Below are 16,200 nucleotides of genomic sequence, written 5' to 3' on the forward strand. Positions count from 1 at the left end.
TGAATTTCGTGCATGAATACGATGATCCGGCGGCGGATGATCTAGGCTCAGAAGGGGAGTGTCGATCGAGTGGGCAGGGGACTATTCGATGGCTCCCCTTTACGTCAATCAAGAGGAGTACGCGATGAAGGCATGGGTCTTGGTACTGGTGGCGATGCTGCTCCCGTTAACGACAACCGCGAGCGCCTCGGAACCGGAGGGGTTCGAGGGGCTGGACCGCGAGACGTTGCAGCAAATGGTGCGTCACAGCGTAGTGAAGTTTCCTATAGAGGACGGCGTGACCATCGACGAGGCGATCGAGTCGATGCAGCTAAGGGCGAATCTCCGGAATTTCCAGGAGGTGGCGGACCTGCCGCTATCGGAGCAGGTGACTGCGATGGGAGGCGAAGGCAACTACATGCGCATACTGGCGTTTTGTGACGCCTTGATTGCCAATCAGATGGTGAAGCACGACATTATCTTTGCCAGCTTTCTGCCTTGCCGCATCGCCGTGGTGGAGGATGACGACGGCCAGGGCTGGATCGTCACCACCAATATGGACATGATGCTGTATGCCACCGATCTGCCCGAGGACCTCGAGGTGATCGCCCGCGAGGTTCGGGACACGATCTACAGCATTGTCGAGGCGGGCCGTACAGGGGATTTTTGATGGCTGAACGGAAACCGCCCGCGGCTCCTATCGGGGACGCGGGCGGTTTGTCGGAGCGGAAGTGTGTTTCGGCGGGTTAGCCGTTGGCCACCTTGCGCTTGATCATCAACGTTCCATCGGCTCGGGAGCCAGACGATTTCGGGCCAGCTGGGCCCTTCTTGCCAGCCGGGCGCTTGCCAGGGGCCGCGTAGGCCGGTCGCTTGCGGTTTGCCGGGGCCGGTCCGCGCTTGGCCGGGGCGGGCTTGCTGAAGGACTTGGGCTTCGTGCTGGTGGATTCGGATCGGTCGGTGCGCGGCTTGCGCGGAGCGGCCGGACGCGCATCGTCCTGGTTCGCAGCCTCACCCGGGCGGGGCGCCTGACGGGTCAGTCCCAGCTTGCGATTGGCCACATGGATGTTACCCAGGCGCTGAATCGCGGCGTCATCGAGCGAGGCGGGCAGATCGACGTGGCTATGATCGTCGCGCAGGCCAATCCGGCCGATATCGCGACCGTTCAGGCCACCCTCGTTGGCGAGTGCGCCGACAATCGCCCCTGGAGCCACTCCGTTATTGCGGCCGACGGGCATGTAGTAGCGGACCATGTCGGCTTCCGGTTCGCGGTCCTTGCCGCGCGAGGGGCGCTCGCCCCGCGGTTTGCTGTCGCGGCGGCTATTGCCACGCTCGGAGGGGGCAGAGCGGGCGGCTGCCAGCACCGGATCGGCGCCCTGATGGGGGCTTGCATCCAGCGGGCTGCCCGCGGTGGCAAGGGCGATCAGGGCGGTGGCGAGGTCCCGCTCGGAGACTTCGCCATTGGCCAGCAGCCGATCGACCAGCGCCTCATGCGCAGTCGCTTGTTCGGTTCCCAGCAAGGCCTGCACGCGTTCTGCAAAGCGGGTTTCTCGACGCGCTTGCACGGCGGCGCGGTCCGGCACGGCCTGTTCGCGCACCGGTTTGCCAGTGAGGCGTTCGATGTCCTTCAGCATGCGGCGCTTGCGCGGCTCCAGGAACAGGATGGCACGACCCTTTCGGCCGGCGCGGCCGGTACGGCCGATGCGGTGCACATAGACCTCGGCATCGCCGGGGGCATCAAAGTTGAATACGTGGCTAATGCGCGGGACGTCGATGCCGCGGGCCGCCACATCGGTGGCCACTATGACATCCAGGCGGCCGTCGCGAAGATCGCTGACGACGCGTTCGCGTTCGCCTTGTTCCATGTCGCCGTTGAGCGCGGAAGCCGCGATACCCATGGCGCTCAAGGCATCGGCAATCTCGACCGTGGCGGCCTTGGTGCGTGAAAAGACCACTGCGGCGTCCAGATCCGCCTCGGTCTCCATCAGGCGGCCGAGGGCCTCCATTTTGTGGCGCTGGTCGACCAGGCAGTAGCTTTGGTCGATGTCGGTCCCGGCCTCGTTACCGGCACCAATTTTGATCTCTTCCGGATCGCGCATATGGCGATGGGCAATGCGACGGATCGGGGCCGGCATGGTGGCCGAAAACAGGGTGGTTTGGCGCTCTTCCGGCGTCTGTTCCAGGATCCACTCGATCTCTTCGACAAAGCCCATGCGCAGCATCTCGTCGGCTTCGTCGAGGACCACCACGCGCAGGGTTTCAAGGTTCAGGGTGCCGCGCTTGATGTGATCCACGACACGACCCGGTGTGCCGACCACGATCTGCGGGCCCTTGCGCAGGGCCCGCAGCTGCTCGCCCATCGGCTGGCCGCCGTAAACCGGCAGCACGTCGATACCGCCGAAGCCCTTGGCGAACTCACTCAATGCGCCCGCGACCTGGTTGGCCAGTTCGCGGGTGGGCGCGAGGACCAGCGCCTGGGGCGCGCGGTTGCCCGCATCGATCAAGTCGATCAGCGGGAGGCCGAAGGCGCCAGTCTTGCCGGTGCCGGTCTGGGCCTCGCCCAACACGTCACGGCCGTTCAAGAGCGCCGGGATGCAAGCGGCCTGAACCGGGGTAGGAGTAGCGAAGCCCATATTCGACAGGGCACAAACCAGCGACTCGGAAAGCCCGAGCTGGGCGAAGGAGGGGGAATCAGACATTGAATTACTCACACAGGCCGGAAACAAAGGCCCGGCGAAAATCGGATGGCAACTGCCAACCCGACATCATACACGAATCGGGGGCATGGGAAGAGGGAGAACGGTGAATTTCTTACGAGTCTGGACCGGGATCCAGATTTGCGACCGTTAGTAACGATCGAGTTGGGCGTCTATTGGCTTGCTACAGGGGGAATATCTCCGGTTGGTGCGAGCGTTGCAAGGTTTTGGGATGCGGCATTGTCCTAGCCATACAGTCGGGATATAGTTCGCCGAAGAAAAATTGCTGGATGTAGTATGCCGCTTAACCCGACGGATCTGTTCAATCTGCTGGCCGACCAAACTCGGTTGCGGTCCTTATTGTTGATGCAGGCGGAAGGGGAGTTGTGCGTGTGCGAACTCACGCATGCCCTAGAGATGTCTCAACCAAAGGTGTCGCGCCACCTTGCGGCGTTGCGTCAGCACAAGTTGGTACGTACTCGATGCGCCAGTAACTGGATCTACTACCGGCTTTCGCCTGATTTGCCTGCGTGGGCCTCGGAGATTCTGCAAACGGCCGCCCGGTCCGTCATGGCGGCCGAGCCGTTCACTGGTGATCGCAAACGGCTCGCCACGGCGCCTAGCCGAGTGGACTGCCGCGAGACCGCTTGAACGCCAGCAGGAACAGTCGGCCGCTGAATGCAGAACGGTCGGGATGCCTTTTAGGTTGTCCCGGCCGTTTTTCGTTTCGGCCCGCGCTCGGCCAAGTCGACGACTTAGATTGTACGGACCGCTCAGGCGGCTCCGGTGGCGCCTTCACGATCGCGTCTTGCAATATCGCGTAGTGCATGGCGAAGGGCTGGGCGCAGGGGGGCGTTGAGGTGTGCACGGATGCGGGCAGGTGGTACGCCGTGTCGGCGGGCGAACAGGCCAAGGGCATAGGCCAGGTCGTCGCGCGAGAGGGCGGCGTCTCGCTCCGCGGACGGGCCCTTGCAGGAACCGCACTGGTTCACGCGTACATGGAAAGCGGTATTGGCCAGGAATACCCCGAAGCCCATCTGCACAGCGACGAGTTCCGCGATATGAGCCTCATTGCCTTCCAATGCTGGGGGCGGATCCGCGGCGGTAGCCAGAAGGCGCAAGGCGATCTCGCGCGCAAAATGGGCGATCAATGCCTGGGAATGGGGGACCAGAGCAGGATCGTAGGGAATGCCTACGGTTCCGGGTGGCGGGGTGAACGGGTTCTGGCTCGGGCGCGCCTCACCCATGGCCGTCCAGGGAATTGGATCGTCCATCAGATTACCTGGGTGAACCAGGCGGAATGGACTGTCCGAAAGACCCGCATGGTACAGCACGCGATCAAATACGAGCTGCGCCATGGCCTGGTGCGTGTCTGCCTGGCCAGGAAAGTCCTCGGCGGTGGGTACTACCAGATGCGCTTTGCGCAGCATGGGCCCGAAGTGGGGTTCATTTCCGGCCCAGTCGAAGATGGCGTGGATCCAGGCACGGCTTTCCGGGTCAAGGGCGGGGGCGCGCTGGAACAGGCGGGGAATGAGCGAGATCACGTGAGTCACTCGGGACGGGTGAGGGCTCATTGTAGGGGATGCGATCCGGTTGTCGCGATGCCTGAGTGGCGGGATTATGGAACCGGAGGGTGCCTGAACGCAGAAAGGCCCAGGACGCGGAGCCCTGGGCCTTTCTGTGTGGATCAGGGCGCTTAGTTGAAGGCTTCGCCAGGCTTGACGCCCATGGCCTTCAGAATCATGGCCAGGGGGCAGAAGCCGGTGAAAGCGGACTGCAGCAGGTTAAAGCCGACGAACAGGGTCAGAATGAGCCACATCGGGGTGAAGACCCACGCGAGGATGGCGCTGATGATGATGACGGTGCCGGCGAAGGCCATTACGACGCGATCAATACTCATGGGTGGTGCCTCCTGGTGAAGTATTAGTAATATCTAATATGAGGGCTAGCGCCCGCGAACACAAGGGGCACCGGGGCGTGTTTTGTTGACTGCAAGCCGATGTGCCGGCCGAGCTTAGGGAAAGATCTCGCCCGGCTTGAGCCCGAGGGATTTGAGGATCTTCACCAGGGGGCAAAATCCGGTGAAAGAGGCCTGGATCAGGTGCGCCCCAATAACGACAGCGAGCAACAGCCACCAGGTGCTGGCGACCCAGGTCAGCAGGGCGCTGACCAGGACCACAATGCCGGCGAATAGCATGAAGAAGCGGTCGGTGGACATGGGTTATCCCTCCCTTTTGGTCCGAGACATATCCATGTAGATAGCACTTGCACGGGGCCAGGGCAAGCGGGCCCTGTGCCGTATGACGCAGTGCGTGCCGGACCGTCGGAGAGGCGTGTCGGACTAGCGCTCTTCGATGGAGGTGTATTCGCGGGCCGGGTAGCCGGTGTAGAGCTGCCGCGGCCGCCCGATACGCGATTCCGGGTCCTGCATCATCTCGTTCCAGTGCGAGATCCAGCCGACGGTACGCGCGAGTGCGAAGATCACGGTGAACATGTTCAGCGGAATGCCCATCGCGCGCAGGATAATGCCGGAGTAGAAGTCCACGTTGGGATAGAGCTTGCGTTCGATGAAGTACTCGTCCTCCATCGCGATGCGCTCGAGCTCCATGGCCACGTCGAACAAAGGTTGGTTGTCCGCCCCCATATCGCCCATCTCGGCCAGCAGCTCATGGGTCATCTTGCGGATGATTCGGGCGCGCGGGTCGTAGTTCTTGTACACGCGGTGGCCAAAGCCCATCAGGCGGAACGAGTCGTTCTTGTCTTTAGCGCGGGCGACGAAATCCTCCACGCTCTTGTCCGAGTGCACGATCTCCTCGAGCATGCGGATGACTTTCTCGTTCGCGCCACCGTGCAGCGGGCCCCATAGCGACGCGATCCCGGCGGATATCGCGGCGAAGGGGTTGGCCTCGGAAGAGCCGGACAGGCGCACGGTTGAGGTCGAGGCGTTCTGCTCGTGGTCGGCGTGCAGGATCAGGATTAGGTCCAGGGCGCGGACGAACACCGGATTCGGCTGGTAGGGCTCGCTGGGTACGCCGAACATCATTGCAAGGAAATTAGCGGTATAGGACAGGTTGTTGTCCGGATACATGAATGGTTGGCCGTGCGCGTACTTGTACGACCAGGCAGCGATTGTCGGCATCTTGGAGATTAGCCGGTGCGCGGCAATGCGGCGGTGTTCCGGGTTATGGACATCGACGTTGTCGTGATAGAAGGCCGACAGGGCGCCCACCACCCCGACCATGATGGCCATGGGATGAGCGTCGTGGCGGAAGCCGTCGAAGAAGCGGCGCACCGCCTCGTGCAGCATCGAGTGTTCCTTGATGATGCGCGAGAAGTCGTGCAGGTCGTCGGATGAAGGCAGGTCCCCATTCAGCAGCAGGTAGCAGACCTCGAGGTAGGTGCTTCCTTCCGCGAGTTGCTCGATCGGATAGCCGCGATAAAGCAACGTTCCTTCGTCACCGTCGATAAAGGTCACATCGGAACGGCAGCTGGCCGTGGACATGAAGCCGGGGTCGTAGGTGAAGTAGCCCAGTTCCTTGTACAGCGCGCGAATGTCCAGGCAATTCGGGCCGTGGGAGCCCTCCTGGATCGGCAGTTCGATGCTCTTGCCCGTGGTGTTGTCGGTCAGGGTGACGGTTTTGCTCATGAAACGGCCTCGTCGGAAAGGGGACGTCCGGATAGGAAGGAGTCCATGGTAAACCATCGACCGGGATTCGGCAGCGACTCTGGCGGGGCGGGCCGGGTGCTTTGGGGTTACAGCTTCCGGGATGTGTGGCGGGCGCGCTTGTCCGCGTACATGGCGGCGTCGGCGTTGTTCTGGGCCTCAGCGAGGGTGCCGCTGATGGTGCGGCATGCGTACCCGAGGGACGCGGCGACTCCTGCGTCGTGCAGTGCGGTGCGCAAGCGCTCCGCGATCTCGGGCAAATGATCGGCCGGAGTTTCGGGGAGCAGGACGGCGAATTCGTCCCCGCCCAGGCGCGCCACGACATCGACGTCACGTGTGGCACCCTTCAGGGCCTGCCCGGCCGCGGCGATGAGGCGGTCCCCGGCCTCGTGGCCGTACTGGTCGTTGGCGGCCTTGAGGCCGTCGAGATCGAATCCCATGATCCCGGCGGGTAGGTGGTGGTCCTGACAGCGCTGTTCCTCGGCCTGTAGCGCGAGCTGCCAGCCTCTGCGGTTGTAGGTCCCGGTCAGGCTGTCGGTGTAGGCCTCCAGGCGCAGTGCTTCGCGTTCGCGCTCCAGATCATCCAGTTGATGACGCAGCTGAATGAGCGATTCGACTACCGCAACGGCGGATTCGATTTCGCTCGCATGGGCCCCCAGGTTGTCCGGCAGGGGCTCTGGATGCATCGCGCACAGCACGCCGAACATGCCGTGGTCGCGATCGTTGACCGGGAACCCCACATAGCTGCCAATGGCCGGCGGATCGTCATGGGCGGCAAGGGCCTGTCGATAAGCGGGGATTTGCTGCACATCGGGTGCGATATGCGGCGCATCGCCCGCCAGCATGCGGATGCAGAAGGAGTTGCCCCAGTCAAAGGCCGTCCCGGACCCGATGCCGTAGCCGTGATCGTCTGCCCGCACGACGATCTGCTCGTCACCTTCGACCCGGGTGAGCATCCACACGTCCATCGGTACGATGCGGTGCAGCATCTTGAGGGTGTGGTCCACGCCCCGGTTGAAGGGCGAAGGGGCATCGTCGATGGGGTCCTGAGCTCGTGGCATGGCATCCGTCGCGGGTACCGGCGATCGTGGGGTCGTACTCTATTCAGCCGCTGCGGCGCCGGCTTGCCGCAGGTGGCGTTCGGCGCGTATCTGTGCCTGTTCCAGACTTCCGGAGGCCGCCTCGCGCATGGCGTAGCCCACGTTCGCGGGGATTCTTTGTCCAGCCAGGGCGTGCTCCAGGTTTTCGCTGTACTGGGCGAGGGTAGTCGCGGCGCGTCCACTGACCAGAATGCCAAATCGGGCGCCCCCCAGTCGACCGACAAACTCGCCTGGACCGACCTGGGCCTGCAGCGCCAGCACGGAGTGCACCAGTCCTGCGTCCTCTGCCTGGCCGCTCCTCTGCCCGGAAGGGGTTTGTGTGGCGAATGCCACCACGATCACACCAGCGGGCTGACCGCCAAGACGGCAGCGGGTCTCTTCAGCCTCCAGGGCCATCTCCCAGCCGCGGCGGTTCAAGGTGCCGGTGGGTGGGTCGCTGTGGGTGGCCAGGGCCGTCTGCAGGCGCAGACGGTCCAGTTCTTCCGCGTGCTGGTCCAGTCGCAGGACGTGACTAAGGGCCGTAGCGATCGCCTGGATGACCGGCTGGTGCCGAGTGATTTCGGCATCCATGGGTTTTGGGTGCAGCCCGCAGAGGGTGCCGAACAGCTTGCCGTCGGCATCATGTAGCGGAAATCCGACATAACACCCGATGCTCGCCTGTTCATTGATGGTGGCGCTTGAATAGGCCGGGACGGACTGCGCATCCGCCGCGATGTTGGGGCCTTCGCCGGCATGCATGCGGATGCAGTAGGAATGCTGCCAGTTAAAGACGGCACCGGGGCGGATCCGGGGTGCCTTGCCACGCGTGTGCAGGACGATCCAGTCGTCGCCTTCGACGCGTGTGATCATCCAGAGATTCAGCGGAACCAGATGGTGCAGGGCCTCCAGAATGGCATCGACCGCACTGGTGAAGTCATCGGCCAAAGGCGTGGCAAGGGTGGTTGCAGGCATTAGATGCTTCGCGCTACAGCCGGGGCAGGTCGGGGTGTGCGACCTGGCCGTGATGGACGTGCTCGCGGCCGAATTCGGCACAGCGGGCGAGGGTCGGGATCGCTTTTCCGGGGTTGAGCAGCCCCAGTGGATCGAAGGCGCGGCGCAGTCGGTGGAACTGTTCCAGTTCCGGGGCCGGGAACTGGGCGCACATGCCATCCAGTTTTTCTACGCCCACGCCGTGTTCTCCAGTGATTGTGCCGCCCACGGCGACGCACAGTTCGAGGATCTGCTGGCCAAATGCCTCGGCCGTTTCGAGCTGACCCGTCTGGTTGGCGTCGTAGAGGATCAGGGGGTGGAGGTTGCCGTCCCCTGCATGAAAGACATTGCAGACCCCGAGACCGTGTTCCGCCGACAGCTCGTTGATTCGGTGGAGGACGGTTCCCAGTTGATGCCGTGGGATGGTGCCATCCATGCAGTAGTAGTCCGGCGAGATGCGGCCTGCGGCCGGGAAGGCTGCCTTGCGCCCGGCCCAGAACAGGGCACGTTCGGCATCATCGCGGGCGGTGCGGACTTCGGTCGCGCCAAGATCCAGCAGTTTCTGGCGCACCACCATCACGTCCTCAGACACTTCCGCATTGGTGCCGTCCAGCTCGCACAGGAGGATCGCCGCAGCCTCCACCGGGTAGCCCGCGTGGACAAAGTCCTCAGCGGCGCGGATGGCCGCGTTGTCCATCATCTCCAGCCCCGCCGGGATCAGACCCGCAGCGATAATACCGGCCACGGCACCCCCGGCCGTCTCGACGTCATCGAAGCTCGCCATCAGGACCTGCGTGCGTTCTGCACGCGGCAGGAGCCGGACGGTGACTTCGGTGACGATGCCGAGCATGCCCTCGGAACCGATCATGAAGGCGAGGAGGTCCAGACCAGGGGTGTCCAGGGTCTTGCCCCCGAGGCGGACGACTTCGCCGTCGAGGGTGACGATCTCCAGGCCGGTTACGTTGTGCACGGTGAGCCCGTACTTCAGGCAATGCACGCCCCCGGCGTTTTCTGCCACATTGCCGCCGATGGAACAGGCGATTTGCGAGGAGGGATCCGGGGCGTAGTACAGACCCTGCGGCGCCGCGGCCTCGGAGATCGCGAGGTTGCGCACGCCGGGCTGGACGACGGCACAGCGATTGTCGGCGTCGATCTCCAGGATGCGGTTGAAACGCGCCATCGACAGCAACAAGCCGGTCTCGCTCGGCAAGGCCCCACCGGACAGGCCGGTGCCGGCGCCGCGTGGAATGATCGACACACCATGCTCGCGGCAAAGCCGCAGGCACGTCATCAGTTCGTCACGGGTTCGGGGGAGGGCGACGGCCCCAGGGATCTGGCGATAGGCCGACAGCCCGTCGCATTCATAAGCCCTCCGCTCGGCCTCCTCGATGACGAGCGCGTCGTTGGGCAATGCATCGCGCAGCGCATCCACTACCGCCGCGAGTGCCTGGGTGGCAGCCTCCATATGCTTGAGCGGGGACACGGCATTCATAGGGGTGATGGTAGGGGCTCGCTGGGTCCATGCTGGGTGATCGCATAAACTGTACGTCTTTTCCAGGGGCGAGATGCAATGATGAGCGTGGGGATCGGTTCCTAGGGAGACGCTGATTTAATCGCGCGTCCGCGTTGGTGCCCCCTGTTTTCCGAGACAAGGCGCGTCGTGCAGCGGGTAGTGGTTCTACCCGCCCGTTTCTGATGGATTCGGGGCGCAACGCAGGATCGGGGAACAGGGGGCGCCAACCCCGCAAACCATGGAAAGCAGGGGCTCGGCCGCCCGTTGTTGATCAAAAACGGGCGCGCGCACGGCGTTGCGGCTCCTTTGTGCAGAATGACTGCGCGGCAGTCACCGCGCCTTGTTCGCACGCAAAAGCGACTCGAGCGCGGACGCGCGATTAAATCAGCGTCTCCCTAGCTGGTCGTGGCCGTTGGGGGTGCGCTGGGGTCGGCGTTGCGCCTGGGCATGCAGGAATGGATGGTGCCTGGGGGCGGGGCCTTGCCTATATCGCCACGAGCCTCCTGCGTTGTGTGTTGGCGGCGGCGGCCGGGCTCTGCGGGGTCCGCTTTGTGCTGGGCGCCGGACCGGTTGCTTCGTAAAGCCGTTCCTACAGGCCAGGGCCTGGCGTGGACGCCACCGGGCCGCAACCGTAGACTTCCCCGTCGTTCCCTCAAACCGGTATCGGAAACCCGCTATGCTTGATATTCGCAGCCTGCGCCAGGACCTGGACGCGACCGCCACGGCGCTCGCTCGTCGTGGCTATACCCTGGATCGTGACCGCTTTGAGAGCCTGGAAGCGCGGCGCAAAGAGCTCCAGGTGCGCACCCAGGAGCTGCAGGCGGAGCGCAATACCCGGTCCAAGGGGATTGGGCAGGCCAAGGCGCGGGGCGAGGACATCGAGCCGCTGAAGGCCGAAGTTGGACGCCTGGGCGACGAGTTGAAGCAGTGCGAGACCGACCTGCACGAGGTGCAGCAAGACCTGGACGCGTTGCTGATGCAGATCCCCAATCTGCCCCAGGCGGACGTGCCCGACGGGCTGGACGAAACCAGCAACGTGGAGATTCGTCGCGAAGGGACGCCGCGTACCTTCGATTTTGCGCCCCGCGACCATGTGGATCTCGGTCTGCCCGGCGGCTGGCTCGATTTCGAGGCGGCCGTGCGGGTGGCCGGGTCGCGCTTTGTGGTGATGCGAGGGGAGATGGCGCGCCTGCATCGCGCCCTGACCCAGTTCATGCTGGATCTGCACACCACTGAGCACGGGTATCAGGAGACCTACGTCCCGTACCTGGCCAACCCGGAATCCCTGGAGGGGACGGGGCAGCTCCCGAAGTTCGACGCGGATCTGTTTTCGGTGGACTGCGATCAGCGCTATCGCCTGATCCCCACTGCCGAGGTGACCCTGACCAACCTGGTGCGCGAACAAATCCTGGAAGCGGACGGGCTGCCCCTGCGAATGGTGGCGCACACTCCGTGTTTCCGTTCCGAGGCGGGTAGCTACGGTCGCGACGTTCGCGGACTGATCCGCCAGCACCAGTTCGAGAAGGTGGAGCTGGTGCAGATCGTGCGACCTGAAGACTCGGAGGCGGCGCTGGAGGGCTTGCTCGGACACGCGGAGAAGATCCTGCAGGCGCTGGAGCTGCCGTACCGGGTGATGCTGCTGAGTGCCGGGGATATGGGCTTTGCCGCGGCGCGCACCTATGACCTCGAGGTCTGGTTGCCCGCTCAGGAGGCCTATCGCGAGATATCCTCGTGCTCGAATTTTGAATCCTTCCAGGCGCGGCGCATGCAGGCACGCTTCCGCCCGAAGGCCGGAGAGCGGCCGGAATTGGTACACACTATCAACGGCTCCGGCGTGGCGGTCGGCCGCGCCCTGGTTGCGCTGTTGGAGAACCACCAGCAGGCCGATGGCTCGATCCATATTCCGGAGCGGTTGCGCCCTTATCTCGGGGGAACCTCGGTGCTGGAGCCGCCGTCCGAATAGCAGGCCCATCCGGAGTGACCCCGTGAAACCTTCTCTGCCCGGAAATCATCGCTTCGGCGTTCTCGCCACCCTGGTGCTGTTCTTCATGGCGCTGGCGATCCTGCCGACGGCCGCGGCGGACGATCCGGACGAGGACGAACTGCTGGAAGAAGGGCTCGTCTTCGACGACACCCCGCGGCCGATTGGCTTGCATACCCCTGAATGGTTTGAACTGAGTTTTCTCGATCTGCGGGAGGACCTGGAAGACGCCGTGGAGCAGGGCAAGATGGGGCTGGCGGTGTACTTCGGGATGGACGACTGCCCCTATTGCGAGGCGCTGTTCGACAAGAACTTTTCCCAGGATGACATCCGTGACTATCTGTCTTCGCACTTCAATGTGGTGGCAATCGATGCCCTGGGAACACGCGAGGTCACGGATCTTGATGGCGAGACCTGGCTGGAGCGGCGTTATGCCGCCGAGCGGCGCCTGAATTTTACCCCGTCCATTGCCTTTTATGACGCCGAGGGTGAGCGGATTCACCAGATGCGGGGGTATTATCCGCCGTACCGGTTTCGCGCGTTGCTGGAGTATGTGATCGACCGCCACGATAAGGAAAAAAGCTTCCGAGACTATCTGGAGCGGGCCGATCCACCGCCCAAGTTTGATCTGGATGACATCAACGAACGCGACTTCTTTGTGAACCCGCCGTATGCGCTGGATCGCAGCCGGATTCCAGCGGATCGTCCGTTGGTGGTCTTCTTCGAACGCGAGGCCTGCCATGCCTGCGATATCCTGCATTCCGAGCCCTTGCAGGATGACGCCGTGTTAGAGCGCATTGCGATGATGGATGCGGTGCAGCTAAACGCGGACGATCCCGATACGCCCGTGCTGACGCCGGCGGGGGAGCGTACCAATGCGAAAGAATGGGCGGCGGACCTGGACGTTCACTGGGCGCCGACCATGATCTTTTTCGACGAGAAGGGCGAGGAGATCATCCGGATCGACTCCGTGGTCCACCTGAATCGTCTGCGCAACGTGATGGACTATGTGCTGACGCGCGGTTACGAGGAATTCCCGACGTTTGAACTCTGGCGTGCGCAGCAGCCGGCGCGCCCCTGACACTGCAAAGAAAGGCCTACATCGTGCACTTCGAACGTGATTTCGTGATCCGTAACCGGGATGTCCTGGAGGGCATCGTCGCCCGTTCTCATCGCGTGGCGCTGGGCATCTTCGTGCTGACGTTTGCGGGGTATGGTGGTGCGGTCTGGCTGTGGTTCCAGGACAATCTCTGGGGCGCGCTGATCCTGGCGACGGTTAGCTACTTGGTGTTTCGGCAGTTCCGCATGCTCGCACTGGGCATGGCGCGTATGCCCTTGCGGGGCGATCCAGAGGCGGTGGAGGCGCTCCGCGCGATTGATGTCGCGTTGGACCAGGACAAGCCACACCCCGTGCTGGCCGAGGTGGAGGCCCACCTGCGGGCGCTGGAGGATGAACCGCCCAGCGCCGAGGAGCGCCGCACGGCGGCGGACCAAGACGACACAAAGTAGGGACTGCTCGGGGCGGCGCTACCACGCCCACTAATGGGGGTCAGAGTTCGACCGGCACGCCCAGCTTCTGCTCGATCACGCGCACCAGGGTCGCGTGCAGCTCCTCGCCATTACGATCGTCGATCCAGGCGCCTTCCTCGTCGGAATAGCCGAAGTGGGCCGGCCCTTCGGGCGAGGACAGCCAGATCTGCTGGGCCGCCTCCTGACGATTGAGGATCATCTGGGCGCCGTCGTCGAATTCGATCGTCATGACCCCATCGATCAGGTCGATGTCCAGATCGTCCAGGGCGCTCTGGTCGCTCAGTCGGGTCTGGATGTCGTCCAGGGTGTTTTCGGCAAATACGGCAAAAGACGTCTGGCTCATGGAATTCTCGGTACGTTGGTGAAATGCGGACAGGCCGCGCCCCGGTGGGGCGCTGGGTTGGGAGTATAAGTCAGGCGCGCCAGGCGGCGATCGCCAACCCTAGCCAGCCCAGGATGAAGGCAGTCCCGCCCAGTGGCGCGATCGCACCGAGAATGCGCGGCGCCCCAAGTGCCAGGGCGTAGAGGCTGCCGGAAAAGAGCAGGATACCGATCACCATGGCGATGGCGCTGGCGGCGGCCCAGCCATGCGCCAGGTGGCTCCACAGTGCCGCGATCAGCAGCAGGGCCAGAGCATGGATGAAGTGGTATTGCACCCCGGTATGCCAGGTGGCGAGGGCGTGTTCGGATAGACGCTCCTGCAGGGCGTGGGCCCCGAAGGCGCCGAGGATGACCGCCACGCCAGCGAGCAGGGCGGCGATCGTAATGATCGGCCGTATTAGCGGTTCACTTCCGCCCATCAGGCGTCGTCGCCCATCTCGCGGTCGATGTCCTCGCCAGCGACCCAGCCATGTTCGCGGGCGCGATCGATCGCTTCCTGGTGGATGCGTTCGTGGCGCTCACGGAGTTCCGCGGGCAGGTTGCTGATGCGCAGGTCGTACTTGTCCCACTCGGCGTTGACCTGGTCGTGGAGCATCTGGATGCGGGAGACATCCCAGCCCTCGCAGGTCTCGGTTTCGGGCAGGATGCCGAATACCCAGGCATCGCGGATGAAATTGCCGATGGGCGTCATGCCGGCGTACATATCGTTGTACAGGCCGACGTAGGAGCGGTTGGAGCGTTTGGGTGCATTCATGCCGCATAGTGTAGGCGTGCACTCCGCCCAGGCAAAGCGATTTCGCAACGGCCCACAGACCCACCATGAGAGGCGAACCGTGCAGGTCCCGAATGACACCCTGGCGCGGGTGCGAATCCGCGCCCTGATCAAGTTGATGGTTTTCGGCGCAGTCGCCTTGTTGGTGGTCGTGCTGTTGAGCTACGCGCTCTCACGCCCGGGCGATGCTCGCGGCGAGACCTTGCGTGTGGACCTGCGAGACATCGCGCCCGGTGAGGCGAAACGCCTGGTATGGGAGAGCCGGCGGGTGCTGGTGGTGCATCGGGATGCCGCGTGGCAGGAGGCGTTAGCCGACGATGCAGATCTCGCCGACCCCAATGCCCGGAGGGGGCAGCAGCCGGATGGCCTGACGTTGCCCCTGCGTAGTTATCGCCCGGAATGGCTAGTGGTGATCGGCGAAAGCACCGATTTGGGCTGCGAACTGAATCTCGTGCACCCCGAAGAAGCGGAAGGCTGGTCCGGTGGGTTTGAGGATCGCTGCCGGGGGGGGCGGTATGACGGGGCGGGACGCGTCTATGCCGATCAGCCGGCGCGTAGAAACCTTCCAATTCCGGAATATCGCCTGTCCGGTGATGATCAACTCATCCTTGGAGGTTCCTGACGCTCGCAGGCTCAGGGGGCTTGAAACGCGGGATAGAGGTCGAAGCGCACGCTCTTTCCTTTCACGCTGGCCTGAGGCGTGTCCGGCCCGATGGCTGGGGCGTGCAGGGGCCGTTTAACGATCACGCGGCGTTCGACTCCTGCGCGTAGGGTGGCGAGGGTCTGGTCGGCATCCGGGTCGGCCGCATCCGGCATCAGCGCCTGAATCAATTGCATGTCCTTTTTTACGGCCGCTCGCTTGGCCCGTTCCGGGAACATGGGATCAAACACCGCTGCGGTCGCCGGTGGTTCCAGCTGGCTCGGGTTGGCCGGGCCTTCGAACAGGGTGATGCGTTCGATGATGGTTGCCAGCTCGGATGTTCGGCTCGCGCGCGCAAGCGCATCGGCAAGGAGCCGGTACACCACCGGGTGGCGCTCCCAGGCGGTGACGCGGAAGCCATGCGCCGCCAGGAGCAGGGTGTCGCGGCCGATGCCGGCGGAGGCGTCAATGACATGGCTGTCGCGCGGCAGCTTGCCGAATGCGCGGATCAGCCCCTCGCGCTGATGCCCGGCATGGGCGAGCCGATAGCCCTGGCGCCCGGCGGCAAAATCCAGGTGAAGCCGCAAGGGTGGACGGCGATCGGTGCGCAGGAGCGCAAGCCCCTCGGGGCCGAGCTCCAACGTCAGTTCGGCCTCTCCCGAATGCTGATAACCAAGTGCCTCCAGTGTCTCGCGCAGGGCGCGGGCTTCGGCCTCGTGCCCCAGGATCGCTTGTACTGTGAGCGGCATCGGGTGTCAGTAGTGGGGCGGGGGTGGCTCGGCGCCCTCGGGTCCGCCGTTGCGTTCTTCCAGCTCCCGGAGCCGGTCCCGCAGCCATTGCACCTGCTGACGTAGCTCACTGTTGGCCTGTTGTAGCGCCAGCTGAACGCGGGCCTGTTCCTCCTGGGTGTATTCCTGATGGGCCAAACGGACTTCCAGGTCCTCGATCCGTTTTTGCAGGCTTTGCGGGTTCATGCGT

At 63.9% G+C, this 16,200-nt stretch carries 19 protein-coding genes; 6 read left to right on the forward strand and 13 right to left on the reverse strand.

Annotated features, from left to right (window positions below; all coding sequences use genetic code 11):
• The first annotated feature begins 124 nt into the window (after positions 1-124).
• Complete coding sequence (locus D002_RS0105820; RefSeq protein ID WP_026181558.1) at positions 125-649, forward strand: DUF302 domain-containing protein; 525 nt, start codon at positions 125-127, stop codon at positions 647-649.
• Positions 650-725: 76 nt separating this feature from the next.
• Here D002_RS0105820 and D002_RS0105825 read toward each other — a convergent pair whose 3' ends face one another.
• Positions 726-2,675, reverse strand: a complete 1,950-nt coding sequence (locus D002_RS0105825; RefSeq protein ID WP_018140976.1) for a DEAD/DEAH box helicase — start codon at positions 2,673-2,675, stop codon at positions 726-728.
• A gap of 294 nt (positions 2,676-2,969) precedes the next feature.
• On the opposite strand from D002_RS0105825, the gene D002_RS0105830 reads away from it, so the two are divergent.
• The gene (locus D002_RS0105830; protein ID WP_018140977.1) at positions 2,970-3,323 is read left to right on the forward strand and encodes a metalloregulator ArsR/SmtB family transcription factor; all 354 of its coding nucleotides are present in this window, start codon (positions 2,970-2,972) and stop codon (positions 3,321-3,323) included.
• 122 nt (positions 3,324-3,445) lie between these two features.
• Here D002_RS0105830 and D002_RS0105835 read toward each other — a convergent pair whose 3' ends face one another.
• The 7 genes from D002_RS0105835 to D002_RS0105865 all read right to left on the reverse strand — a co-directional run bounded on the left by D002_RS0105835 (position 3,446) and on the right by D002_RS0105865 (position 9,897).
• Complete coding sequence (locus tag D002_RS0105835; protein WP_018140978.1) at positions 3,446-4,216, reverse strand: hypothetical protein; 771 nt, start codon at positions 4,214-4,216, stop codon at positions 3,446-3,448.
• A gap of 152 nt (positions 4,217-4,368) precedes the next feature.
• Entirely contained in the window at positions 4,369-4,572 is a 204-nt protein-coding gene (locus D002_RS0105840; RefSeq protein ID WP_018140979.1) for a DUF2892 domain-containing protein, read from the reverse strand.
• 114 nt (positions 4,573-4,686) lie between these two features.
• Complete coding sequence (locus D002_RS0105845) at positions 4,687-4,890, reverse strand: DUF2892 domain-containing protein (protein ID WP_018140980.1); 204 nt, start codon at positions 4,888-4,890, stop codon at positions 4,687-4,689.
• Positions 4,891-5,013: 123 nt separating this feature from the next.
• Entirely contained in the window at positions 5,014-6,318 is a 1,305-nt protein-coding gene (locus tag D002_RS0105850) for a citrate synthase (RefSeq protein ID WP_018140981.1), read from the reverse strand.
• A 107-nt stretch (positions 6,319-6,425) separates the two neighbouring features.
• On the reverse strand, positions 6,426-7,397 hold the full coding sequence (locus tag D002_RS0105855; protein WP_018140982.1) for a sensor domain-containing diguanylate cyclase: 972 nt from the start codon (positions 7,395-7,397) through the stop codon (positions 6,426-6,428).
• Positions 7,398-7,436: 39 nt separating this feature from the next.
• On the reverse strand, positions 7,437-8,387 hold the full coding sequence (locus D002_RS0105860; protein ID WP_018140983.1) for a GGDEF domain-containing protein: 951 nt from the start codon (positions 8,385-8,387) through the stop codon (positions 7,437-7,439).
• A gap of 13 nt (positions 8,388-8,400) precedes the next feature.
• Positions 8,401-9,897: an FAD-linked oxidase C-terminal domain-containing protein gene (locus D002_RS0105865; RefSeq protein WP_018140984.1), complete on the reverse strand. Its 1,497-nt coding sequence runs from the start codon at positions 9,895-9,897 to the stop codon at positions 8,401-8,403.
• Between the two features lie 697 nt (positions 9,898-10,594).
• On the opposite strand from D002_RS0105865, the gene serS reads away from it, so the two are divergent.
• The 3 genes from serS to D002_RS0105880 all read left to right on the forward strand — a co-directional run bounded on the left by serS (position 10,595) and on the right by D002_RS0105880 (position 13,408).
• Entirely contained in the window at positions 10,595-11,881 is a 1,287-nt protein-coding gene (gene serS / locus D002_RS0105870; RefSeq protein ID WP_018140985.1) for a serine--tRNA ligase, read from the forward strand.
• Positions 11,882-11,966: 85 nt separating this feature from the next.
• Positions 11,967-12,980, forward strand: a complete 1,014-nt coding sequence (locus D002_RS0105875; protein ID WP_196800108.1) for a thioredoxin fold domain-containing protein — start codon at positions 11,967-11,969, stop codon at positions 12,978-12,980.
• A gap of 23 nt (positions 12,981-13,003) precedes the next feature.
• On the forward strand, positions 13,004-13,408 hold the full coding sequence (locus D002_RS0105880; RefSeq protein WP_018140987.1) for a hypothetical protein: 405 nt from the start codon (positions 13,004-13,006) through the stop codon (positions 13,406-13,408).
• A gap of 40 nt (positions 13,409-13,448) precedes the next feature.
• Here D002_RS0105880 and cyaY read toward each other — a convergent pair whose 3' ends face one another.
• The 3 genes from cyaY to D002_RS0105895 form a co-directional block, all read right to left on the reverse strand.
• Positions 13,449-13,772 (reverse strand): iron donor protein CyaY, encoded by a 324-nt coding sequence (gene cyaY, locus D002_RS0105885; protein ID WP_018140988.1) that lies wholly within the window; start codon positions 13,770-13,772, stop codon positions 13,449-13,451.
• A 70-nt stretch (positions 13,773-13,842) separates the two neighbouring features.
• Positions 13,843-14,229, reverse strand: a complete 387-nt coding sequence (locus D002_RS0105890) for a DUF423 domain-containing protein (RefSeq protein ID WP_018140989.1) — start codon at positions 14,227-14,229, stop codon at positions 13,843-13,845.
• A complete protein-coding gene (locus D002_RS0105895; RefSeq protein ID WP_018140990.1) occupies positions 14,229-14,564 on the reverse strand; it encodes a hypothetical protein in 336 nt (111 codons plus the stop codon). Before D002_RS0105895 ends, D002_RS0105890 begins: the two co-directional genes overlap by 1 nt.
• Before the next feature lie 136 nt (positions 14,565-14,700).
• Between D002_RS0105895 and D002_RS0105900 the strand changes: the two genes are divergently transcribed.
• Positions 14,701-15,204, forward strand: a complete 504-nt coding sequence (locus D002_RS0105900) for a ubiquinol-cytochrome C reductase, iron-sulfur subunit (RefSeq protein WP_369772007.1) — start codon at positions 14,701-14,703, stop codon at positions 15,202-15,204.
• An 11-nt stretch (positions 15,205-15,215) separates the two neighbouring features.
• Here D002_RS0105900 and D002_RS0105905 read toward each other — a convergent pair whose 3' ends face one another.
• Entirely contained in the window at positions 15,216-15,971 is a 756-nt protein-coding gene (locus D002_RS0105905) for a class I SAM-dependent methyltransferase (protein WP_018140992.1), read from the reverse strand.
• A gap of 6 nt (positions 15,972-15,977) precedes the next feature.
• Entirely contained in the window at positions 15,978-16,196 is a 219-nt protein-coding gene (locus D002_RS0105910) for a SlyX family protein (protein ID WP_018140993.1), read from the reverse strand.
• Positions 16,197-16,200: the final 4 nt, after the last annotated feature.

Origin of the sequence: Thioalkalivibrio sp. ALJ7, from assembly GCF_000376865.1 — a bacterium.
Classification (GTDB): Bacteria; Pseudomonadota; Gammaproteobacteria; order Ectothiorhodospirales; family Ectothiorhodospiraceae; genus Thioalkalivibrio.